At 75.4% G+C, this 22,245-nt stretch carries 21 protein-coding genes; 8 read left to right on the forward strand and 13 right to left on the reverse strand.

Annotated features, from left to right (window positions below; all coding sequences use genetic code 11):
• Positions 1-7 precede the first annotated feature (7 nt).
• Complete coding sequence (locus ACZ5HG_RS14075; protein WP_464177332.1) at positions 8-973, forward strand: DUF5692 family protein; 966 nt, start codon at positions 8-10, stop codon at positions 971-973.
• 119 nt (positions 974-1,092) lie between these two features.
• On the opposite strand, the gene ACZ5HG_RS14080 is transcribed toward ACZ5HG_RS14075, so the two are convergent.
• Both ACZ5HG_RS14080 and ACZ5HG_RS14085 read right to left on the reverse strand, forming a co-directional pair.
• Positions 1,093-1,545, reverse strand: coding sequence for a hypothetical protein (locus ACZ5HG_RS14080; protein WP_464177334.1), 453 nt, complete (start codon positions 1,543-1,545; stop codon positions 1,093-1,095).
• Positions 1,542-2,036 (reverse strand): MarR family winged helix-turn-helix transcriptional regulator, encoded by a 495-nt coding sequence (locus ACZ5HG_RS14085; protein WP_464177335.1) that lies wholly within the window; start codon positions 2,034-2,036, stop codon positions 1,542-1,544. The genes ACZ5HG_RS14080 and ACZ5HG_RS14085 overlap by 4 nt, the downstream gene beginning before the upstream one ends.
• Positions 2,037-2,085: 49 nt before the next feature.
• Between ACZ5HG_RS14085 and ACZ5HG_RS14090 the strand changes: the two genes are divergently transcribed.
• Positions 2,086-2,322 (forward strand): hypothetical protein, encoded by a 237-nt coding sequence (locus ACZ5HG_RS14090; RefSeq protein WP_464177337.1) that lies wholly within the window; start codon positions 2,086-2,088, stop codon positions 2,320-2,322.
• On the opposite strand, the gene ACZ5HG_RS14095 is transcribed toward ACZ5HG_RS14090, so the two are convergent.
• From ACZ5HG_RS14095 to ACZ5HG_RS14135, 9 genes are all read right to left on the reverse strand, one after another.
• Complete coding sequence (locus ACZ5HG_RS14095; protein ID WP_464177339.1) at positions 2,323-3,558, reverse strand: LVIVD repeat-containing protein; 1,236 nt, start codon at positions 3,556-3,558, stop codon at positions 2,323-2,325.
• A gap of 1 nt (position 3,559) precedes the next feature.
• A complete protein-coding gene (locus ACZ5HG_RS14100) occupies positions 3,560-4,600 on the reverse strand; it encodes an ABC transporter permease (RefSeq protein ID WP_464177341.1) in 1,041 nt (346 codons plus the stop codon).
• Complete coding sequence (locus ACZ5HG_RS14105; protein WP_464177344.1) at positions 4,597-6,153, reverse strand: sugar ABC transporter ATP-binding protein; 1,557 nt, start codon at positions 6,151-6,153, stop codon at positions 4,597-4,599. The genes ACZ5HG_RS14100 and ACZ5HG_RS14105 overlap by 4 nt, the downstream gene beginning before the upstream one ends.
• A 1-nt stretch (position 6,154) precedes the next feature.
• Positions 6,155-7,252: a sugar ABC transporter substrate-binding protein gene (locus tag ACZ5HG_RS14110; RefSeq protein WP_464177346.1), complete on the reverse strand. Its 1,098-nt coding sequence runs from the start codon at positions 7,250-7,252 to the stop codon at positions 6,155-6,157.
• 603 nt (positions 7,253-7,855) lie between these two features.
• The gene (locus ACZ5HG_RS14115) at positions 7,856-8,302 is read right to left on the reverse strand and encodes a GNAT family N-acetyltransferase (protein ID WP_464177349.1); all 447 of its coding nucleotides are present in this window, start codon (positions 8,300-8,302) and stop codon (positions 7,856-7,858) included.
• Between the two features lie 114 nt (positions 8,303-8,416).
• Positions 8,417-10,105: an ABC transporter ATP-binding protein gene (locus ACZ5HG_RS14120; RefSeq protein ID WP_464177351.1), complete on the reverse strand. Its 1,689-nt coding sequence runs from the start codon at positions 10,103-10,105 to the stop codon at positions 8,417-8,419.
• Positions 10,102-10,959, reverse strand: a complete 858-nt coding sequence (locus ACZ5HG_RS14125) for an ABC transporter permease (protein WP_464177353.1) — start codon at positions 10,957-10,959, stop codon at positions 10,102-10,104. Before ACZ5HG_RS14125 ends, ACZ5HG_RS14120 begins: the two co-directional genes overlap by 4 nt.
• Positions 10,956-11,966, reverse strand: a complete 1,011-nt coding sequence (locus ACZ5HG_RS14130) for an ABC transporter permease (protein WP_464182167.1) — start codon at positions 11,964-11,966, stop codon at positions 10,956-10,958. The genes ACZ5HG_RS14125 and ACZ5HG_RS14130 overlap by 4 nt, the downstream gene beginning before the upstream one ends.
• Before the next feature lie 56 nt (positions 11,967-12,022).
• Entirely contained in the window at positions 12,023-13,666 is a 1,644-nt protein-coding gene (locus ACZ5HG_RS14135; protein WP_464177355.1) for an ABC transporter substrate-binding protein, read from the reverse strand.
• Between the two features lie 150 nt (positions 13,667-13,816).
• Here ACZ5HG_RS14135 and ACZ5HG_RS14140 point away from each other — a divergent pair, with 150 nt between their 5' ends.
• Complete coding sequence (locus ACZ5HG_RS14140) at positions 13,817-14,434, forward strand: TetR family transcriptional regulator (RefSeq protein WP_464177357.1); 618 nt, start codon at positions 13,817-13,819, stop codon at positions 14,432-14,434.
• A gap of 38 nt (positions 14,435-14,472) precedes the next feature.
• Here the strand turns inward: ACZ5HG_RS14140 and ACZ5HG_RS14145 are convergent, their stop codons facing one another.
• On the reverse strand, positions 14,473-16,575 hold the full coding sequence (locus ACZ5HG_RS14145) for a SpoIIE family protein phosphatase (RefSeq protein ID WP_464177360.1): 2,103 nt from the start codon (positions 16,573-16,575) through the stop codon (positions 14,473-14,475).
• Between the two features lie 200 nt (positions 16,576-16,775).
• Between ACZ5HG_RS14145 and ACZ5HG_RS14150 the strand changes: the two genes are divergently transcribed.
• The 3 genes from ACZ5HG_RS14150 to ACZ5HG_RS14160 are packed head-to-tail and all read left to right on the forward strand — an operon-like array spanning position 16,776 to position 19,446.
• The gene (locus ACZ5HG_RS14150) at positions 16,776-18,698 is read left to right on the forward strand and encodes a glycosyltransferase (RefSeq protein ID WP_464177362.1); all 1,923 of its coding nucleotides are present in this window, start codon (positions 16,776-16,778) and stop codon (positions 18,696-18,698) included.
• Entirely contained in the window at positions 18,699-19,037 is a 339-nt protein-coding gene (locus ACZ5HG_RS14155) for an STAS domain-containing protein (protein ID WP_464177364.1), read from the forward strand.
• Positions 19,024-19,446, forward strand: coding sequence for an ATP-binding protein (locus tag ACZ5HG_RS14160; RefSeq protein WP_464177366.1), 423 nt, complete (start codon positions 19,024-19,026; stop codon positions 19,444-19,446). Before ACZ5HG_RS14155 ends, ACZ5HG_RS14160 begins: the two co-directional genes overlap by 14 nt.
• Before the next feature lie 18 nt (positions 19,447-19,464).
• Here the strand turns inward: ACZ5HG_RS14160 and ACZ5HG_RS14165 are convergent, their stop codons facing one another.
• Positions 19,465-20,649 carry a PP2C family protein-serine/threonine phosphatase gene (locus tag ACZ5HG_RS14165; RefSeq protein ID WP_464177368.1) on the reverse strand — a complete coding sequence of 395 codons (1,185 nt, stop codon included), beginning with the start codon at positions 20,647-20,649 and terminating at the stop codon, positions 19,465-19,467.
• A gap of 148 nt (positions 20,650-20,797) precedes the next feature.
• On the opposite strand from ACZ5HG_RS14165, the gene ACZ5HG_RS14170 reads away from it, so the two are divergent.
• Positions 20,798-21,439: a DUF3105 domain-containing protein gene (locus ACZ5HG_RS14170; protein WP_464177370.1), complete on the forward strand. Its 642-nt coding sequence runs from the start codon at positions 20,798-20,800 to the stop codon at positions 21,437-21,439.
• Positions 21,436-22,200 (forward strand): DUF305 domain-containing protein, encoded by a 765-nt coding sequence (locus ACZ5HG_RS14175; protein ID WP_464177372.1) that lies wholly within the window; start codon positions 21,436-21,438, stop codon positions 22,198-22,200. Before ACZ5HG_RS14170 ends, ACZ5HG_RS14175 begins: the two co-directional genes overlap by 4 nt.
• The last annotated feature ends 45 nt before the right edge of the window (positions 22,201-22,245 follow it).

The raw sequence follows: 22,245 nt of genomic DNA on the forward strand, positions 1-22,245 counted from the left end.
GGCAGCAGTGTTCCTGTTCGAGTCGATCCCGTGGTACTCCGCGCTCATGTGGTGCGCGGTGCTCGCTGCGCTGGTGGGCCTCAACGAGGTGACCCGTCGGTGGCGTGCCGCCGGGCTCGCGTTCTTCGTGGCCCTGCCGATCGTGCTGACGATCTTCGTCTGGCCGCACACCGCCGGCGCCGGCTCGTCCACCGGCACCTGGTTCCACTGGGTCAAGGTGTACTCGGCGCTCGCCGGGTGCCTCGGCTTCATGGCCCTGCGGTACCACCCCAACCTGACGGCGAAGCGGTGGGCGCTGGTGTTCCCGCCGCTGATCCTCGCGATCAACATCGCCGAGGCGGTCAGCCGTGACTTCCAGGTCGCCGGCATGACCGAGGGCATCCACGACGGCGTCTACATGATCGGCGGCGCCTGGAACTACATGAACGGCATCGCCGGCATCCTCAACCTGGTCACGATCTGCGGCTGGGCCGGCATCACGATCAGCCGCTCCACGAGCCGCGACATGGTCTGGCCGGACATGCTGTGGTTCTGGATCATCCCGTACGACCTGTGGAACTTCGCCTACGTGTACAACTGCGTCGGCGACCACGCGTTCTACGCCGGCGCGGCCCTGCTGATCTCCTGCACGATCCCCGCGTTCGTGATGAAGCGCGGCGCGTGGCTGCAGCACCGGGCGCACACCCTGGCGCTCTGGATGATGTTCACGATGGCCGTCCCGGCGTTCGTCACCGACTCGAGGTTCGCCGTCGACTCCTCGCACAACACCACGGCGCTGTTCCTGGTGAGCGCGATCTCGCTGGCCTCGAACGTGGCGCTGGCCGTCTACCAGGTGCGCACGATCGTGCAGACCCGGCGCAACCCGCTCACCGGCGCCGAGCTCTACACGGATCTCGCCGCGTACAAGAAGGTCGCCGACGCCGAGAAGGCGCTGGCCGCCGCGGCCCCGACCCGGGAGCCCGTCCCGGCCTGAGCCACCCGACCCGCACCCCACCCCCGGTGCGACACACCCGGCCCGTCGGCGGAGCGACCTGCTCCCGCCGGCGGGCCGCGGTGCTGCTCGGCGCGACCCGATCACCGGGACTGCCGGGATCACGCCCCCGGCAGCGCCCCCGCCGCGCGCAGCCGCCGCAGGTGCCACCAGGCGCCGAGCGCCACCGGCACCCCGAGCGCCAGCGGCCCGAGCACCGCCTCGACCGCGTGCTCCCCCGCCGCGCCGACCCCGCCGAGCCACGCGCCCACGCTCGTCACCGCGCCGACGGCCAGCACCACGGCGGCCATCCGCACAGCGCGCCGGTCCTCGCGCCCCGGACGCGCCAGGCGCACCGCGCCGACGGCCACACCCGCCAGCACCAGCCCGATCAGCAGCGCGGGCACCACGAACACCAGCAGGCCGAGCAGCACCGAGCCGATCACGGTGGGCAGCGTCTGCGGATCGGCGATCCCGGAGAGCAGCCCCGCCCCGCCGAGCCAGAGCACCACCAGCACGAGGGCCGCCGGGGGCCAGCAGAGCAGCAGCTGGGCGCGCCAGCCCAGGTCGTTCACGCGGCACCCCGGTCGGCGCGCTCGCAGGCGGCGAGCAGCACGGCGGCGGCCTCGCGGATCGCGGTGACCTCGTCGGCGTCCAGCCGCAGCCCGTCCAGCATCGCGCCCGGGATGCCGACCGCGCGCTCGCGCAGCGCCCGGCCCTGCGCGGTCACCGCGATCACCAGCGTGCGCTCGTCCCCGGCGGCGCGGGTGCGGGTGACCAGGCCGTGCGCCTCCAGCCGGCGGACCAGCGGCGAGGCGGTGGCGGGCTCCAGGTGCAGCAGGTCGGCGAGCCGGGCGAGCGAGAGGTCGCCGTGCTGCCAGAGCGCGAGCATCGCGAGGTACTGCGGGTGGGTCAGCCCGAGGGGTTCCAGCAGCGGCCGGTAGAACGCCACCAGCGCGCGGGACGCCGCCGAGACGGTCAGGCACACCTGCGCCTCCAGCGCGAGCGGGTCGGACGCGGGCGCGGCGGGATCGGCGGGCGCGGCGGTCACGGCGGGATCGGGCATGCCGGGAGCGTAGCGTGCGATACTTCGTGAGCAGATCGTGAGTGCCCTCATGATCGAGTCGACCGAGGAGGAGCAGCACATGGGAGCGATCGGCGATCCCGAGGACCGGCGCACCGCCGCGCTGCTCAGCGTGCTCGGCCCCGCGCAGATCGGCGACCCCCTCGCCCCCGACCGCGCGATCAGCGCCGACGAGCGCGAGCGCGACCGGGTGCTGCGCACCGAGTTCGTCCGGGTGGTCGGCGCCGACGGCCGCGCCTACCTGGTGGAGCGGGCCGTCGAGGGCTGATCAGGCCCCGTCGTACTGCAGGATGTACAGCCCTGCGTTGTAGTCGGTCACGTAGGCCACCGCCCGCTCGTCCACGAAGACGTCGAAGCTCTGGATCACCCGCGGGCGGTCCGGACGGGTGTCGACCATCCGCTCCGGGGCCGGCGGCACCCAGGACGCGACCAGCTCGGGCCGGTAGGGATCGGTGAGGTCGAAGGCACGCAGCCCGGCGTTCTGGTAGGTCGCGAACACCAGGGTCTCGCTGACGAACGACCCCGGCCGGTTCTCGTGCAGGTTGTGCGGGCCGAAGTGGCCGCCCTTGGCGACGAAGTCGTCCTCCGCGGGCTGCGGGAACGTCGCGATGCTCACCGGGTTCGCCGGGTTGCGGACGTCGAACACCCAGGTGTGCTTGATCCCGTCGGCGGCGTTGTCCGCGACGCCCTCGTCCGCCACCAGCAGCAGGTCCCGCCCGGGCAGCGGGAGGGCCGTGTGCGTGCCGCCGCCGAACGGGTCCGACCAGCTGCGCGCGGCGACCAGGCGCGGGGCGGTGCGATCGGCCACGTCGAGGATCGTCAGGCCGCCGTCCCGCCAGGACGCGTAGGCGGTGTCCCCGTGCACGATCGCGTGGTGCAGGGCGTAGCGCCAGCGTCCCGCGTCCCAGTCCGGGGTCTCGCCGCCGGCCTCGTGCATCCCCGGCAGCCACCAGCGCCCGGCGATCTGCGGGCGGGTCGGGTCGGCCAGGTCGATCGTGACCAGGATGTAGTCGGTGAACCCGTCGAGCAGCGCGGAGGCGTAGGCCCAGCGCCCGCCGGTGTACCAGAGCCGGTGCAGGCCGACCCCCTCCACCGGCAGGAACGCGATCTCCCGCGGCCGACCGGGGGTCGCGATGTCGAACACCCGCAGCCCGGCGGCGTAGCCGCGCTCCGCGCCGAGGGCCGGCTGACCGATCGACCGGGTGTAGTAGTCGGCCTCGCGCTGGAACTCGGTGTCCGCGAACAGGTCCTTGGCGTTGACCACCAGCAGCAGCCCCTCGGCGGCCTGGAGGTGCACGCTCCACGTACCGGGCGGTGCGGCGACGAAGCCGGCGTCGCGCGGCTCGCGCGGGTCCCGCACGTCGATCACCGAGAAGCCGCCGGAGAAGGCATGCGCCACGTACGCGTAGCCGTCGGCCACCATCACCTGGCAGCCGTCCGGCCGCCCGCCCTGGTCGCTGTGCCCGAGGAAGGTGAAGCCGTCCGCGAAGTCCGGGGTGGTCATGTCAGCGCTCCTTGCGCAGGAAGGCGAAGGCCAGCGCCACGACGAACACGCCGCCCTTGACGATGTCCTGCGCGTAGTACGGCACGTTCATCATGGTCAGGCCGTTGAGCAGGATGCCGATCAGCAGCGCGCCGAGCAGGGTGCCGACCACGCTGGGCCGCTTCTGCCCGAAGATCGCGTAGCCGACGTAGGCCGCCGCCACCGCGTCCATCAGCATCGGCGCACCCGCCGACACCTGGCCGGAGCCGATCCGCGCGGTGAGCACGATGCCGCCCACCGCCGCCAGCACGCCGCTGAGCACGTAGGCGTAGGTCTTCAGCCGCCCGACCGGCAGGCCGAAGTGCCGCGCCGCCTCCGCGTTGCCGCCGACCATCGCCATGTGCCGGCCGGTGGTGGTGCGGGTGAGGAACAGGTGCGCCACCAGCACCACGGCCAGCAGCAGGACCACCGCGAACGGCACGCCCAGCACGTCGCCCTGCCCGATGAACAGGAACGACGGCACCACGATCCCCTGCGCGGGGCCGTTGGCGGTGCTGACGCCGGGGTAGATCGAGAAGCCGTTCGTGTACGTCAGCTGCACGCCGTTCACCACGAAGAGCATCGCCAGCGTCGCCAGCAGGTCGGGCAGCCGCAGCTTGACGATCAGGAACGCGTTGACCAGGCCGACCAGCGCGCCGAGCGCCAGCGGCACCAGCAGCGCGACCAGCAGCTCCTGCCGGTGGTAGACCATCGCGGAGGCGGCCCCGATCGTCGCCAGGCTCGCGATCGAGCCGATCGACACGTCGAAGCCGTCGACCACCAGCGAGAACGTCACGCCGAGGGCCAGGAACGCGCTCACCGACACCGAGCGGACGATGTCCACCAGGTTCTTGTAGGTGAGGAAGTTGTCGTTCACGATCGAGAAGAACACGACGACCAGCACGATCACCAGCACCGCGGCGTAGCGGTAGGCCAGCGCGCGGGCGGTCGGACCGGTGATCCAGGCGCGGGCGCGGTCCAGGGCGCCGGCCGCGCGGGTGTCGGGGGTGGCGGTGGCGGTCACGGGATCTCGACCTTCTCGGGGGTGCTGTCGGGGGTGGCTGGCTGGGGCTCGGTCGGCTCGGCGGCGAGCATGAGGTCGACGGGCTCCAGGCCCGCGGCGGGACGGTCGAGGACGACGCCGGTGCGGTCCAGCACGACCACGCGATCGGCGATCCGCAGCGCGTCCTCCGGCTCGGCGGTCAGGTAGACCACGCCCGCCCCGGCGTCGGCGGCGCGCTCCACCGCGCGGAACAGCGCCTCCTTGGCGGCCACGTCCACGCCCTTCATCGGCTCGTCCAGCACCAGCAGCCGGCTCGCCGCGCCGTCCCACTTGGCGACCGCGACCTTCTGCTGGTTGCCGCCGGACAGCCGGCGGACCAGCTGCGCGGGCGTCGGGGGCTGCACGTCGTACGCGGCGACCAGCGTGCGGGCCCGGGCGTCCTCGGCGCGTCGGCGCACCAGCCCGCGGCGGCTCAGCGCCAGGTGGGTGCGCACCGACTCGTCCAGCCACAGGCCGTCCCGGCGGCGCTCTTCCGGCACCAGGCCGATCCCGAGGCGGGCGGCGTGCTCCGGACGGGCGACCCGGACCGTGCGCCCGTCGACCCGTGCGCGGTACGGGCGGGCCAGGCCGAACAGCGTGCGGGCCAGCGTGGACTTGCCGGTGCCGAGCGGGCCGAAGACGACGACCACCTCGCCGGCGGCCACGGTCAGGTCCAGCGGTCGGCGGCCACGCCCGAGGTCCAGGCCGGTGGCCGCGATCACCGGGGCCGGGCGCGCGGGGGCCGGGCGCGCGGGGGCCGGGTCGAGCGGGCGCGGGTCGGCCACGCGCTCGCTGCGCCGGGTGGCGTGCTCGACGGCGCCGGTCATCGCCCGGACCACCTCCGCGGGCTCGAGGTCGGCCGCCGCACCGGTCAGCACGGTCCGCCCGTCGCGGAGCACCGTGATCTCGTCCGCCAGCGCGAACACCTCGGCCATCCGGTGCGAGATGAACACGATGCCGATCCCCGCCGCACGCAGCGACGCGACCACGCCGTAGAACCGCTCGGTCTCCCGGGTGTCGAAGGACGAGGTCGGCTCGTCCAGCACCACGTACCGCGCGTCGGCGGCCACCGCGCGGACCAGCGAGAGCACCTGCTTCTCGAACAGCCCGAGCGTGCGGACCGGCCGGTCCACGTCGATCTCCACCCCGGCGGCCACCAGCAGCGCCCGGGCCTCGCGCCGGTTCGCCCGCGGGTGGAACAGCCGGGTCCTGCGCGAGCGCAGCAGCCCGACCGTGAGGTTCTCGTGCACGGTCAGCGAGCCGACCAGCGCGCGGTCCACCTCCTGCGAGAGCAGGGTGACCCCGGCACGCGTCGCGTCCCCCGGGCCGGCGAACCGCACCGCCGACCCGTCCAGCTCCACGTGGCCACCGGTCGGCGCGACGACGCCGGTGGCCACGTGGACGAGCGTGCTCTTGCCCGCACCGTTCACCCCGAGCAGCGCGTGCACGCGCCCGGGCTCCACGGCGAAGGTCACGTCGTGCAGCACGGGACCGTCGCCGTAGTCGTGGGTGATCCCCGCGAGCAGGAGCGTCATGTCAGCGGTTCTCCAGCGCGGTGATCCACTCCGGCCACTCGGCGGCGTTCGCGGACCACGCGGGCACCACGTCGGCGAGCTGGTCGAAGGTGATCGCCTCGGCCGGCAGGTCGGCCTTCGTCACCAGCGCCGGGGAGACCTGCACGTCGGCGTCCACGTCCTCGCCGGCGACCTTCTCGTACGCCAGGCGGACCTGCGACTGGCCGATCGTCGCCGGGTTGGTCGCCGACGCGGCCTCGAAGTCCACCGACGGGTTCCAGAAGTACGGCAGCTCCTGGTCGGTCAGGTCCACCGAGTAGACCGCGATGTCGGTGCGGCCCGCGGCCTCCAGCGCGGCGAACGCCCCGCGGGTGAACTCGTTCCAGTGCGACCAGATCGCGTCGATCTGCCCCGGGTCCGGGTACTGCTTGAGCAGCGCCTCCACCTGCGCCTGGGTGTCCAGCGCCGAGTTGCCGGAGACGACACCCGCGGTGGCGACCTCGTGGCTGTCCGGGTGGGCGGCCAGGAACGCGTCCACGGCCTCCGAGCGACGGTCCAGCGGCGGGTAGCCCGCGACGGTCAGCACCACGAAGTCCGCGGCCCCGTCGAAGTCGGCCTCGATCTGGTCCAGGCCGTTGTTCGCCAGCGCGGCGTCGTCCTGGTTGATCGCGGTGATCCCGTCCAGCGTCAGGTCGGAGTCGTAGGTGACCACGGTGATCCCGGCGTCCAGCGCGTCCTGCACCGGGCCGTCCAGCGCCTCGGCGGTGCCGTTGTTGATCAGCAGCACGTCCACCCCGGAGTTCACCGCGGTGTCCACGTTCGACGCCATCTTCGCGAGGTCGTTCTGCGAGTCGTACACCTGGAGGCTGCCGCCGAAGGCGTCCACCTGGGACTGCACGGCGCGGGCGTAGGTCTCGTACCAGGAGCCGGTGGTGATCCGGGTGACCAGGGCGACGTCCAGCGGGTCGACCACGGCGTCCGGGATCGCGGCCTCGGAGCCGGCGGCGACGGTCGAGCCACCGGCGGTCGGGGCGGTGGCGGCGGGCTGCTCGGAGGAGCACGCGGTCAGGGCCAGCACCGGCAGGGCGGCGGCCAGGACGGCGATCTTCTTCCAGGACATGCGGGTTCTCCTCGGGGGCGGGCGGCGCGGGGGCGTCGCACGGCGGGGCTGCGGGGTGCGGGGGTGCGGCACGGCGGGGCCGTGCGCGGGCGGTGCTGCCCGGGCGCAGAGGCGCGGGCAGCGGGTGCGTGGGCCGGTGGTGCGCGGGATCTCGGGCGTCGCGGGCCGTACGGCGGAGGGCCGGGGTCCGGGGTCGAGGTCCGCGGGCCGCAGGCTCAGGGCGTGCGGCGGGGCCGGGGTGAGGCGGCGAGGTCGGTCCTGCGGCGCCGGCGCGGTGGGCCGGTCGGTGCGGCAGGGGGGTCGGAGGCGTCGGTCCGGGGTCAGCGCGTCGGCTGCCGGGCGGAGGACGCGCTCAGCGACATCGCCGCGAGCGCATGACCATCATCACCGGGGCGGCGTCGCAGCGGCGGTGGCCGGTGGCGGTGCTCGTCATGGTGCGGTCCGTCTCGCGCGGGGCCGGGCTTGACGCCGGCCGATGCCGACCATGGTGACGGGAAACTCGCCTGATGAGACAGGCGTTCCGCATGCTGGACGCGATCGCGTGACCAGCGCGGACGCGGGGCGCGCCGGGCGGTTGGTGCGGCCCGGATCAGCAGGGCGGGGTCAGGCCGGGATCGTGCGGGACATCGGCACGTGCGGGATGCCGTCCTCGTCGTAGGGCGCGCCGTCGCGCACGAACCCGAACCGCCCGTACCACTGCTCCAGGTGCGCCTGCGCGTGCAGGTCGATCGTGACCCCCGAGCCGCACAGCGTGATCCCGTGCTCGATCAGCGCGGCCGCCACCCCGCGCCCGCGCGCCGCCGCCGACGTCACGACCCGCCCGATCGCCGGGCGGGGCGATCCCGCGCGCAGCACCCGGATCCCGCCCAGCAGCACCCCGTCCTCGTGCGCCCACACCTGCACGGTGCCCGGCAGCAGGTCCTGACCGTCCAGGTCCGGGTACGGGCACTCCTGCTCGACCACGAACACGTCCACGCGCAGCCGCAGCAGCGGGTACAGCTCCGCCGCGGTGATCTGGTCGGCGGTCCGGGTCTCGATCGTGAACGTCACCCGCCCGACCCTACGGTCCCGCGTGCCCCGCGCCCGCACGGCCCGCAGCCACCGAGAGTGCACGAATGCCTGCTTCACGCGCCGCGAAGGCTGCTTTCGTGCACTCTCGGCGCGTCAGGCGGGGTCGAGGGTGCGGGCGGCGAGGAGGTCCCGGGTGACCGGGTGCGCGGGGGCGGCGAACACCTCGGCCACCGGACCGCGCTCGACCACGCGGCCGGCGCTCATCACGAGCACCGTGTCGCACACCCGGCGGATCACCCCCAGGTCGTGCGAGACGAGCACGAGGGTCAGCCCGCGGGTGCGGCGCAGCTCCACGAGCAGGTCGAGCACGGCCGCCTGCACCTGCACGTCCAGGGCGGACACCGGCTCGTCCAGCACGAGCACCCGGGGTCGCCCGGCGAGCGCCCGTGCGATGGCGACGCGCTGCCGCTGACCGCCGGACAGCGTGCGGGGCCGCCGGTCCAGCAGGTCCAGCGGCAGGTGCACCGGCGCGAGCAGGTCCTCCGGAGCCGACCCGCCACCCACGCCGCCGCTCGCGCCCGACCCACCGCCCACGCCGTCGCCCCGCGCACCCGCACCCCGGCCCGCGGTGCGCAGCGCCTGCCGGAGCAGGTCGCGCACGCTCGCCCGGGGGTCGAAGGAGCCCAGCGGGTCCTGCGGCACGAACCTCACGGCGGGACGCAGCGGTCGGCGCGCGCGCTCGGGCAGGTCGCTCCACGGGGCCCCGTCCAGGGTGACCGTGCCGGCGTCCGGGGTGTCGGCGGCGAGCAGCAGGCGGGACAGCGTGGTCTTGCCCGAGCCGGACTCCCCCACGATCCCGACGGCCTCCCCGGCGCGCACCTCGACGTCCACCTCGTCCACCGCGACGACCCGCCCCGCGCCGGGCAGCGGGAACGTCCGGCGCAGCCCGCGCGCGGCCAGCACCGGCTCCCCCGGCGGCGGCACCTCACCGGGACCGTCGGCGAGCCGGGCGGCGTCGACCAGCGCGCGGGTGACCGGGTGCGCCGGATCGCGCAGCACCCGGGCGGTGGCGCCCTGCTCCACCACGAGCCCGTCGTCGATCACCACCACCCGGTCCGCCACCCGGGCCACCGCGGCGAGGTCGTGGGAGATCAGCACCAGCGCGGTGCCGCGGTCGCGCAGGCCGGCGAGCAGGTCGAGCACCCGCGCGGCGACAGTGGCGTCCAGGGCGGTGGTGGGCTCGTCGGCGACCAGCAGCGGCGGCTCCGCGGCCAGGGCGGCGGCGATCAGCGCGCGCTGGCGCATCCCGCCGGACAGCGCGCCGGAGCGCTGCCGGGCGTGCACCGCGGGGTCGGGCAGCCCGGCGTCGGCCAGCGCGGCGAGCACCCGGGCGTGCCGCTCGGCACGGCTCAGCGGGGCGACGCCCGGACGTCGGACGGCCAGCGCCTCGCCGACCTCCGCGCCGACGGTGCGCAGCGGGTCGAGCGACTGCAGAGCGTCCTGGAGCACCAGCCCGACGTCCCGGCCGCGCATCGCCCGCCAGCCGCGCTCGCCGAGGGTCCGCACGTCCCGCCCGAGCAGGTCGTGCCGTTCGGCGTGCACCCGTACGCGCCCGCTCTCCCCCGCGAGGCCGACCAGCGCCCGTGCCAGCACCGACTTGCCCGCGCCGGAGCCGCCGACCACCGCCACGCACTCCCCGGCGTCGACGCGCAGGTCGATGCCGCGCAGCACCTCGCGCTCGCCGCGCCGCCCCGCCCCGCCGCCACGTGCCGCGCCACCGCCGGGGAACGCCACGCGCAACCCGACGACGTCCAGCACCGGCCCCGCACCCGACCCGCTCATCCGCGCACCTGCCCGATCCGCCGACCGAGCACGGTGAGCGCCGCCGCGGTGGCGGTGATCGCGAGCCCGGGGAACACCGTGATCCACCACGCCGTGCCGAGGTACACCCGACCGGCGTTGAGCATGGCCCCCCACTCCGGCGAGGGCGGCAGCGCGCCGAGGCCGAGGAAGCTCAGCGCGCACACCCAGACCACCGCCTGACCGATGCCGAGGGTGGCGACCGAGACCAGCGGCCACAGCGTGTTCGGCAGCACGTGCCGCAGCAGCACCTCGGCGGGACCGCGCCCCTCCAGCCGGGCGGCCTCGACGTAGCCGGAGGCGGCCACCGAGCGCACCCGGGCGCGCAGGATCCGCGCGTAGCCCGGGGCGGTGGCCAGCCCGACGGCGAGCACCGAGGGCCCGATGCCGGGGCCACGCACGGCGACCAGCAGCAGGGCGAGCACCAGGGTGGGCAGCGCGAACAGCACCTCGACCACCCGGCTCAGGGCGGCGTCCAGCCAGCGCGGGCCGAGACCGGCGGCCAGCCCGAGCACCAGCCCGATCCCGACGCCGATGCCGGTGGCGGCCGCACCGATGCCGAGCGAGCGTGCCGCACCGTGCACCACCCGGGTCAGCACGTCGCGACCGGACTCGTCGGTGCCGAACCAGTGCGCGGCGCCGGGGCCGGTGAACGCGGCGCGCGGGTCGATCGCGGTGGGATCACCGGGAGCCAGCAGCCCGGGGCGGATCACGGCGACGGCCATCAGCGCGACGAAGGCGGCGGCGAGCACCCCGCCGACGCCGAGACCGCGCGCCGCGTCGAGCGCCCGGCGCGTGCGGCGCGCGAGCGGGTGGTCCAGCACGGCTGCGGTCATGCCACCACCTCGACCGTCCGGGCGTCCGCGCCCGACCCGGCACCCGGCGCATCCCTGCCGACCCGCGGGTCCAGCACCCGCTCGGCCACGTCCGCCAGCAGCACGACCAGCACGTACGCCAGCGCGACCACGACGACCGAGCCGACCACCACCGGCACGTCCCGCGAGGTGGTCGCGTCGAGCAGCAGCCGCCCCAGGCCCGGCCGCCCGAACAGCGTCTCGACCACCACCGCCCCGCTGAGCAGCGATCCGAACGCCCACCCGGACAGCTGCACCGCCGGCAGCACCGCGTGCCGCAGGGTGTGCCGCCACAGCACGCGCACCGGTCCGGCACCCCGGGCGCGGGCACTGGTGGCGAAGGGCGCCGCCGTGGCCTCCTCCAGGGAGTCGCGCATGAGCTGGCCGAGGAACCCGGCGACCGGCACGGCCAGCGTGATCGTCGGCAGCACCAGCCCCGCCGGGTCGGTGCCCGAGGAGGTCGCGGGCAGCCAGCCGAGCCCGGTGGAGAACACCACGATCAGCAGCGCGCCCAGCCAGAAGTGCGGCACGACCGCGGCCACCACCTCGACACCGCGCAGCGCCGCCGCGCACGCCCGGCCGACCGGTCCGCGTGCCCGTACGGCGAGGGTCGCGACGACCAGCGCGAGCACCCACGCCAGGGCGAGGGCGAGCACGGCGAGCAGCAACGTGCCGGGCAGCTGCTCGGCGAGCAGCTCGGCCACCGGCGTGCGCCGGGCGTAGGAGTCGCCGAGGTCGAGGGTGATCACCCGCCAGATCTGCACCAGGTACTGCACGACCAGCGGCCGGTCCAGGCCGTACTGCGCCCGCGCCGCCGCGACCGCCTCCGGTCCGGCCTGCGAGCCGGGTCCGCCGAGGATCGCCTCGGTCGGGTCGCCACCGGCGGCACGCAGCGCGAAGAACACCACCGTCGCCACGATCCACGCGACCAGCGCCGCCGCCCCGATCCGCCCGAGCAGCCACCGCGGCCACCGCGGCCAGCCGCGCAGCCTGCGTCGCGGCCAGCCCCGCAGCGCAGGCCGCCCCGGCCGCCCTGCCGCCACCGTCAGGAGGCCAGGCGCGCGTCGAGGAAGGTCGGCGTCGACACGGTGTGCAGGGTCCGCACGCCCTCGACCCCGCTGGTCAGGAAGTGGTTCTGCTGGTCGTACAGCGGAAGGATGTAGTACCCCTCCAGCACGATCTGCTGCGCCTGCCGGTACAGGTCGGCGCGCTCGGTCTCGTCGCTGCTGGCGGAGGCCTGGTCGAGCAGCGCGTCCAGCGCGGGGTCCACCGCACCGGCGTGGTTGGCGAAGTAGCCGCTGGGCGCCGGGATCGTGCCGTCGGAGTGGTAGAGGATCCGCAGCACGTCCGGGCCGACCTTCGTGTAGGGCGCGGAGACGGCCTCGTACTCGTGGGCGCCGAGGGCCGCGTACCAGGCGCTGAGGTCGGTCGGCGTGAGCACCAGGTCGAAGCCGACGGCCTTCGTGTTGGCCTGGATCTGCTCGAAGAGCGACTGCTCGGCGGCGACGGACTGGTTGGTGCTCACCGGCATCCGCACGGTCAGGCGCTGCCCGTCCTGGGTGCGGTAGCCCGCGGAGTCCCGCCCGGTCCAGCCGGCCTCGTCCAGCAGCGCGTTCGCCGCGTCGACGTCGGTGCCGAACAGGTCGGGGTCGGAGTACGCGGTGGGCTCGACGCTGGACAGCGGGGAGTACGAGCGGGTGGCGGTGCCGGCGAACAGCGTCTCGATGCCGGGCTCCGGGTCCGCCGACCGCACGAAGGCCTCGCGCACCCGCACGTCGTCGAAGGGCGGCTGGCTCGCGTTGAGCTCGATCCGGTTGACCGAGCCGGGGCGCGGGGCGTCGATCGCGACGATCTCGGTGCCGTCCGCCGACGCGATGGTGTCCGGCTGCGGGTTGTCGATCATCTGCACCTCGCCGGAGCGCAGCGCGGCGTACCGGGTGGCGGCGTCCGGCACGAACCGCCAGACGATCCGCTCCAGGTGCGCCGGCCCGGCGTGCTCGGCCTCGGGGGCCTCGGTGGCGTAGTCCTCGTTGCGCACCAGCTCGACCTGCTGCTGCGGCACCCACTCCTGCACCACGAACGGGCCGGTGCCGATCGGCGCGGCGCAGTTCTCGTCGGTGCCGCGCTCGATGCCGGCGGGCGACTCCATCGCGACCCACTGCTGGCTCAGCGACTCGAGCAGCGCGGAGTCCGGCGCGCTGAGGTGGAACCGGGCGTGCGTGGCGTCCACGACCTCGACGGAGGCGACCTTGGCCAGCGCGAGGTAGCCGGTGGAGGAGCCGGTGTCGGGGTCCTGCACGTGGGCCACGTTGGCGGCCACCGCGGCGGCGTCGAAGGGGGTGCCGTCGGTGAAGGTGATGCCGTCGGCCAGGGTGAAGTCCCAGGTCAGACCGTCGTCGCTCACGGTCCACGCGGTCGCGAGCCAGGGCAGGATCGTCCCGTCGGCGTCCCGGCCGACCAGCGGCTCCAGGTACTGCGTGCTGATCAGCGCCTGCGGGTAGTTGCCGCCGACGTGCGGGTCCAGGCAGGTCGGCTCGGCGTCACCGGTGGCATAGACCAGCGTGCCGCCCTCGGCCGACGTGGCGGCTCCGTCGCCGGAGCCGTCGGAGCCGCCGGAGCAGGCCGCGAGCGCCAGGACGGCGAGCAGGGCCGGGGCCGCGACCAGCGCGCGGGCGGTGGGGAGTCGCACGGGACCACCTTCGTCGATCGGTTGTTGAACTGCGTCCAACAATAGAGCGAGTGCTGACCGGCCACGGCATCCGGAGGACGTGAGGTCCACCACGCCGGCCCGCGCCCGGACCCGGCGCCCGGCCCGCCCCCGCCGCCTACGATGACCACCGTGCCCACCCCCCGCCGCGCCGGACGCCCGCCCGCGTCCTCCCGCGCCGTGCTGGAGGAGGCCGCCGGCGAGCTGTTCCTGGAGCGCGGCTTCGCCGCCACCTCGGTCGCCGATGTGACCCAGCGCGCCGGGGTCAGCCGCTCGACGTTCTTCAACTACTTCGAGACCAAGAGCGACCTGCTCTGGGCGGCCTTCGACGAGGGCGTCCGCACCCTGCGCACCGACCTCGCCGCCGTGCGCGCCGCCGCCCCCGCCGACCCGACCGCACCCGGCCACCCGACCACGCCCGCCGCCGAGGTCCACCACGCCCTGCGCGCCCTGGCCGCCGCGCTGCCGCCGGAGCACGTGGCCCTCGCCTTCACCCAGGCCGACGCCATGGGTCTGGCCGCGGAGCTGCGGCTGGCCGCCGCCCGGCGCACCGCCGACGTCGGCGAGGTGATCGCCGAGCACGCCCGCGCCCGCGGGGCCCTGCCGCTCACCGCCCGGGTGGCCGGCACCGCGTGGGCCGGTGCGCTGATCGCGGCGGTCGAGGCGTGGTCCCGGGCCGGCGCCGGCCGTACCGCGCTGCCCGCCCTGCTGGACGAGGCCCTGGTCCCCGTGCGCGACGCGCTGGGCTGAGCCCGCGCCACGCCCGCCCGCCGCACCCCGCCCGCGCATCACCCCGCGCGCAGCACCGCCACCACCGTCAGGTCGTCCGGCGCCGCCCCGGCGTCCTCCACCAGCTCGAGCACCGAGTCGACCGCGCTCTCCGCGGACCGCGACGCCCCGGCGGCGTGCACCACCCGGCTCAGGTCGTCCACCGACCCGCCCACCGCGTCGAGCACCCCGTCGCTGAACGTGAGCAGCAGGTCGCCCGGCGCCAGGTGCTCGGCGGAGGCCCGACGCTCGGGGCCCAGGGCGATCCCCAGCGGCAGACCGTTCGCGCTGAGCCGCAGGCTGCTGCCGTCGGCGCGCAGGATCATGGTCAGCCCGTGGCCGGCGTCGGCGTAGGTCAGCGCCCCGCTGCCGGCGTCCAGGTGCGCGCGGAACATGGTGACGAAGGCCCCGGCGTTCTCCAGGTCCTGCTCCATGGCCCGCTCGGTGGCGGCCAGCGTCGCGACGACGTCGGGGCCGGGCTCGCGGGCGTGCAGCACCGAGCGCGTGGTGGCGGCCAGGATCGCGGCGCCCGGACCCTTGCCCATCACGTCCGCCAGGGTGACGACCACCCCGCCGGGCACCGGCTCCCAGTCGTAGAAGTCGCCGCTGACCGATCCCGCCGGCACGAACCGCGCGGCGAGCTGGTAGCCCGGCACCCGCGGGACCGCCGTCGGCAGCAGGCTCGCCTGGATCTGCGCGGCCCGGCGCAGCTCCTCGCGCTCGGCGGTCACGTCGCGCAGCACGGTCACCGCGCCGCCGCCGGAGGCGTCCGGCAGCCGCGCCGAGGAGAAGGACACGATCCGCGGGCCCGGCGATCCGGGTGTGCGGACCAGCAGGTCGACGTCCCGCACCTCGCGCCCGGCGAGCGCCTGGCGGAACGGCAGCTCGTGCTCGGCGAGCGGGGTCCCGTCCAGCCGGGCGATCCCGATCAGGTCGGCGCCGTCCGCCCCACCCGCCGGCAATCCGGGCGTGGCCAGGCCGTCCAGCCGGGGCACCCCGACCAGCAGCTGGGTCGCCGCGGGGTTGCGCACCAGCACGTGCCCGTCCCGGTCCACCACCCGCACCCCCTCGGACATCGTGTCGACGATCGTGGTGAGCAGGGCGGCCTGCGCCTGCGCCCGGTCCCGCGCGGCACGCAGCTCGCGGTCGAGCACCGCCCGCTCGTCCCGGGCCAGCGCCAGCGCCATGCCGAGGAAGGACACCAGCCCGACGTACAGCTGCGCGATGGCCACCTGCGCCTCCGGGTCGCCGAGCGAGTGGAACGGGCCGATGCCCTGGAGGGTCAGCGTCAGGGTGGCGGTGCCCATGGCGGTGTTGTGCAGCACGACGAAGGGCGTGGCCAGCCGCGACCCGGCCCAGACGGTCAGCGCGATCAGCGGGAACACCAGCGCGAGCTCGCCGAAGCCGAGGAACCACGCCACGTAGACCACCGGGGCCAGCACCAGCGCCGCGGTGTACTCGGCCGCCCGGGCGCGCCGGCCCGCACGGTCCAGCGGATCCGCGGGCGGGTCCTCGCGGCGGCGGCGCCACCAGTCCCCCACCGTGAAGCCGAGCAGGCAGATCGTCAGCACCGAGACGGTGTTGCGCGCGCACCACAGCAGCACCACGTCGAGCGCCCAGGTGCCCCAGAACCACCGCAGCACGATCGCGAGCACCGGGGCCGAGGCCACCGCGCCGGCCACCCCGGCCAGCAGCACCCACCACAGCTCCTCGACGCGGGTGATCTGCCGGCGTCCGCGCGCCACCCACACCCGGGGGCACCGGCGGGCGATCACCACGGTCGCCACCACGGCCTGCACCAGCGCGGGCACCGCGCCGATCGTCACCAGCCCCCAGGAGGTCCCGGTGAGCCCGGCGACGACGGCCACCACGGCGGCGATCAGCACCAGGTCGAGCCAGGGCCACGGCCGACGCGCCCGGGCGATCAGCCACAGCACCGAGACCCCGGCGGCCGGCCAGACCAGGCTCACGTCGCCGCCGTCGAGGATGGTGGCGCGGCCCGCCACCGCGGCGAGCGCCAGCAGGGGCACGAGGCCGGCGAGGACCAGCAGGTCGTGGCGCCCGGGACGCCTGCTCCGTCGCACGCCCCCGGTCCCGGCCGTGCCCTGCTCCACGCCGCTCACGCCACCTCCCCGACCTGTTCTCCTGTGCAGGCTACGGGGCCGGACGACCCGGGGCGCGACCGACGCGACCCCCCACCCGTCCGGACCTGCTCATCGGGACAACGTCTGCGGCGCCCGCTACCGTCACCGGGTGGGGGCAGCATGTCGCGCACCCGCTGCGGAACCGGTCCGGCAGATCCGAAGGGCGGCACGAGGCAGGCATGAGACAGCAGGTGCTCCGGGTGCTCGCCGTGCTCACCGTCGTGGCGGGCGCCGTCTACCTGGTCTGGCGCTGGTCGGCCACGATCCCGTGGGACCGGTGGTGGATCGGCGTGCCGCTGGCGCTGGCGGAGACGAGCACGCTGATCGCCCTCGGGCTGCTCGGGCTGACGATGTCCCGGCTGCGGCGGAGCACCGACGCCCCCGCCCCGGTGCCGGGCACCACCGTGGACGTCTTCGTGACCACCCACGACGAGCCGCTCGACCTGGTGATGGGCACCGTGGCCGCCGCCCGCGACATCCGCTACCCGCACCGCACCTGGGTGCTGGACGACGGCGCCCGGCCCGAGCTCGCCGCCGCGGTGGCCGCCGCCGGGGTCGAGTACGTGCAGCGCTCCGCCGACTGGTCCGACCGTCCCCGGCACGCGAAGGCCGGCAACCTCAACAACGCGCTGTTCCGGACCGAGGGCGAGGTGCTGCTGGTCCTGGAGGCGGACCGCGTGCCCGACCCGGCGATCCTGGACCGCACCCTCGGTCACCTCGCCGACGACCGGGTGGCCCTGGTGCAGCTGCCGCGCTCGGGCTCCGGCGCGGCCGCCGCCGACCCGCTCGACGTGCTCTCCCCGCTGCTGCCCGGGCCGGTGCAGGAGGGCAAGGCCGGCTGGGGCGCCGCCTTCGCGAACGGCGCCGACGTGCTGCTGCGCCGGGACGCCCTGATGCAGCTCGGCCTGGTCGGCTACGTCCGGGAGACCGAGCGGGGCGTGCACGACGCGCTGGCCGCGTCCCGCCGGCTGCTGGAGAACGCCCGCCGGAGCACCCCCGACCCGGCGCAGGCCGCGGTGCTGGGCACGGTCGAGCAGGCCGCCGCCACCGCGCAGTCCTCGCTCGCCGCCGGCGGCTCGGTGACCGAGGTGACCTTCGCCTTCCAGCGCGAGGTCGACCGGATCTCCGCCACCGTGGTGGCCGACGACGTCGCCCGGATGCAGGAGGACCTGCGCGCGCTCGGTGCCCTGCCGATCCAGCGCGACGAGCAGCTGGACGCGATCGTCGTCGACGAGGCCGCGCTGACCCGGCTGGCCGACCGCGAGTGGTCCCCGCTGGGGGCGATCGAGTCGGTGCAGGCCCTGGTGCGCGCGGTCGACGTGGGCCGCTCCGACGAGGCGCAGGCGCTGCTGCCGGTGCCCACCAGCCCGGTCACCGAGGACGCCGCGACCGCGATGCAGCTGCACGCGCTCGGCTGGCGCACGGTCTACCACGACGAGCAGCTGACCCGGCCGGCGGCGCCGGTGGACGGCGGCGCGGCGATGGCCGACCGGCTGCGCTGGGCGCAGGGCACCGCGCAGGCGCTGCTCGAGCGCGCCGGCACGGGCCTGTCCGCCGGGCAGCGGCTGATGTACCTCGCCACCGGCTGGGCGTACCTGGCCGGCTTCGCCGCGCTGGTGTACCTGCTGGTCCCGGCGGTGTTCCTGCTGACCGGCGTGTCCGCCGTCGACCCCGACGTGCTCGACGCCGACCTCGGCTGGCGGTTCGCCGGCTACGCCGTGCTGGCGCAGGCGCTGCTCGCGGTCTCCGCGCGGGGACTGCGGCACTGGCGGGGCCAGCAGCTGTCGATCGCCGTGTTCCCGACCTGGCTGCACGCGGCCGTCACCGGCACCGCGAGCGCCTGGTCGGACCGCCCGATCCGCTCCACCGCCGGACGGCCCGCCCGCGAGGGTCTGCGCGCGGTCTGGCCGCAGGTGACCGCGATGGTGCTGCTGGTGCTCGCCGCGCTGGTGGGCGTGGTCCGAGCCGCCGCCGACGGCGGGTCCTGGACGCCGACCGTCGTGCACCTGTGCTGGGCGGGCTACCTGATCGTGGTGCTCAGCGCCGCCACCAGTGCGGTCCGCCCGCGGGCCGACGGCACCCTGATCCCGAAGGAGGCGTGAATGGACGTCGAGACCGAGAACCACGGCGAGTCGGCCGTGGTGCTCCGGCCGCAGGGGCGGCTGACGATGTCGGCCGCCGGCGAGCTCAAGGCCCTGCTGGACGGCACGATCGCGGCCGGACGGACCCTGGTGGTCGTCGACCTGGCCGGGGTGGAGTTCATGGACTCCAGCGGGCTCGGCGCCCTGGTGGGCGGGCTGCGGGCCACCCGCGCCGTCGGCGGCGACCTGCGGATCGCGCAGGCGGGCCCGCAGATCCGCACCGTGCTCGAGCTGACGACGATGGACCGGGTGCTCCAGCCGCACGCCACCGTCGAGGACGCGTTCGGTGCCGCCGGCTGAGGTGCGCGCCGAGCAGCGCGTGACCGGCTCGGCCGAGCCCGGGCTGCTCGACGCCCTGCACGAGGCCGTGGAACGGCTGTGGGCCGCCGTGCCCGAGGTGCCGGACGTGGACCGGATGCGCTTCGAGACCGCCGTGGTGGAGATCGCGACGAACATCGTGCGGCACACCCGCGGTCCGGACGGCGGGCCGGTGCGCGCCGTCGCCGAGCTGCGCGCGGTCGATCACGAGCTGGAGGCGACCTTCGAGGACGACGGGGTGGCGGTGGACGTCGACCTCGCACCGCCGGAGCCGGACGACTACGCGGTGTCCGGGCGCGGTCTGCTGCTGATCCAGCGCGCCGTCGACTCGCTCAGCTTCGCCCGGGAGGGCGACCACAACGTCTGGCGGATCGCCCGGCACTACGCCTGAGCGCGCCCCGCCGGGACGTCAGCCGTCCCGGCGCACCGCGACCACGGTGAGGTCGTCCGGACGGTCGGCGGCGCCGAGCGACAGCCGCAGCACCCCGTCCACGACCTCCTGCGCGGAGCCCGCGGCCCGGGTGATCTCCTCCACCCGCTCCACCGCACGCTCGGAGGTGCCGCCGGTCAGGTCGAGCACCCCGTCGCTGAAGGTGACCAGCACGTCGCCGGGGGCCAGCGTCACCGATCCCTGCGCCCGCTCCGGCTCGTCCAGCACGCCCAGCGGCAGGCCGAGCGCGGGCAGCCGTGCGGCGGTGCCGTCCGCCCGCACCACGACCGTCAGCCCGTGCCCCGCGTCGGCGTAGGTGACCACGCCGGTGGCGGGGTCGAGCGCGGCGTGGAACGCGGTGGCGAACACCCCGGCGCCGGACAGGTCCGCGTGCAGGATCGCCCCCGCGTACAGCAGCGAGCGCGCCACGTCCTGCCCCTGCGCCGACCCGCGCAGCACGGCACGCACCGAGGCGGCCATGATCGCGGCGCCGGCACCCTTGCCCATCACGTCGACCAGGCTGAGCACCAGCCCGCCGTCCCGGGTGACCGCCCAGTCGTAGAAGTCGCCGCCGACCGACCTGCTGGGCAGGCAGGCGCCGACCACCTGGTAGCCCGGCACGTCCGGCACGCCGTGCGGCAGCAGGCCGGCCTGCACCTGCGCGGCACGCTCCATCTCGGAGTCGATCACCAGCTCCTTCTGCACCCACTGCGCGAGGTCGCGCAGCAGCGCGGCCTGCTCGTCGGTGAAGTGCCGGGGGCGGGTGTCGGCGATGCACAGCGTGCCCACCCGGTGCCCGCCGGGGGCGATCAGCGGCTGCCCGGCGTAGAACCGCACGCCGTTCGGCTGCATGACGTAGGGGTTGTCGACGAAGCGGGCGTCGAGCGTCGCGTCCTCGACGACGAAGGTGCCGTCCTGCTGCACGGCGTGCGAGCAGAACGACTCGTCGGCGCGCACCACCCGCTCGTCGAAGCCCTCGCGGGCCAGATGCACCACCCGGTCGCGGTCCACCAGCGAGACCAGCGCGGTCGGCACGTCGAACAGCTGGCGGGCGAGCCGCACCACCCGGTCGAACCGCTCCTCGGCGGGCGCGTCGAGCACCCCCAGCCGGTGCAGCGCCTCGATCCGGCGGTCCTCGTCCAGCGCGCTCATACCCGTTCCCATCGGCACATCCTCGCCGATCTTCACCCGTTCGTGGCGCACCGGCGTACAGATCGGGGAACTCTCCGTCCTGGCTGATAGTTGATCTTTCACATACTCTCGACCTCCCGATGCCCGGCGGGCTGCCGGCACGATCGACAGGAGACCCGCCATGAGCAACCGCCGGAACCCGGCGGCCGAGCGCCAGGCCCGCCTCGCCGCCGTCCGCGCCGCCCAGCAGAAGAAGGAGCGCCGCCGCACCCTCGTCATCTCCGGCGTCGCCGGCACCCTCGTCGTCGCCCTGATCGCGGTGGCCGCCGTCGTCATCGCGGGCGCCGGCCGGGACAAGGCCGCCCTGGAGGCGCAGGCCGGCGCGGAGATCTCCGGCGTGCAGCAGATCGACGGGCTGTCCTTCAACCACGTCAGCACCACGGTCGAGTACCCGCAGACCCCGCCCGCCGGCGGCGAGCACAACCCGGCGTGGCTGAACTGCGGCGTGTACACCGAGCCCGTGCCGAACGAGAACGCGGTGCACTCCCTGGAGCACGGCGCGATCTGGATCACCTACGACCCGAGCCTGCCCGCCGACCAGATCGCGACGCTCACCGCGCTCGCCGACCGGAACTCCTACGTGCTGGTCAGCCCGTACGAGGGCATGGACTCCCCGATCACCGTCACCGCCTGGGGCTACCAGCTCGCGCTCGACTCCGCCGACGACGAGCGCCTGCCGATCTTCGTGCAGAAGTACCTGCTGAACGACGAGCTCGCCGAGGCCGGGGCGCCCTGCTCCAACGGCGTCGGCGTGCCGGCGTGACCGAGCCGACGACCGCGCCGACCGACCCGGCGGGCGACCCGACGACCGACCCGGCGGACGGCCTGCCCGAGCCGATCGACCCCGGGGCCCGCCCGGCCGGCGCTCGCCGCGTCGTGGTGGCCCTCGGGATCGTCGCCGCGGTGGTCGTCGGCGCACTGGTCGGCGCGGTGCTGGTCCGGCAGCCGCCGCAGACCGTCGCCGCCGAGGGCTCGGTGGACGCCGGCTTCGCCCGCGACATGCAGGCGCACCACGCCCAGGCCGTCGAGCTCGCCGTGCTCGTGCGCGACCGCAGCACCGACGAGGAGGTGCGGACCGTCGCGCTGGACATCCTGCTCACGCAGCAGAACCAGATCGGGCAGATGGCCGGCTGGCTGTCCACGTGGGGGCTGCCCGCCGCCACCACCGCCGAGCCGATGGCGTGGATGCGCACCGGTGAGCACGGGCACGGCTCGGGGTCCGCGACGACGGGAACCACCGGCGACGCCGCTGCCCGTGCCAGCGGCTACGCCGCCATGCCCGGCTGGGTGACCCGGGAGGACATGGCCCGCCTGCGCGACGCCACGGGGTCGGACGCCGACCGGCTGTTCCTCGAGCTGATGATCCCGCACCACGTCGGCGGGGTGGAGATGGCCGAGCACGCCGTCGACAACGCCCGCCAACCGCAGGTGCGCGCGCTGGCCCGGGGCATCGTCACCGCCCAGGAGCGCGAGCTCGTCGCCCTGCGCGACATGCTCGACGCCCGCGGCGGCCCTCTGCCCTAGCGATCCCTGCCCTAGCGATCCCTGCCCTCGCGAGCCGGGCCCTCG

Source organism: Cellulomonas sp. GTC20042 (assembly GCF_055389595.1).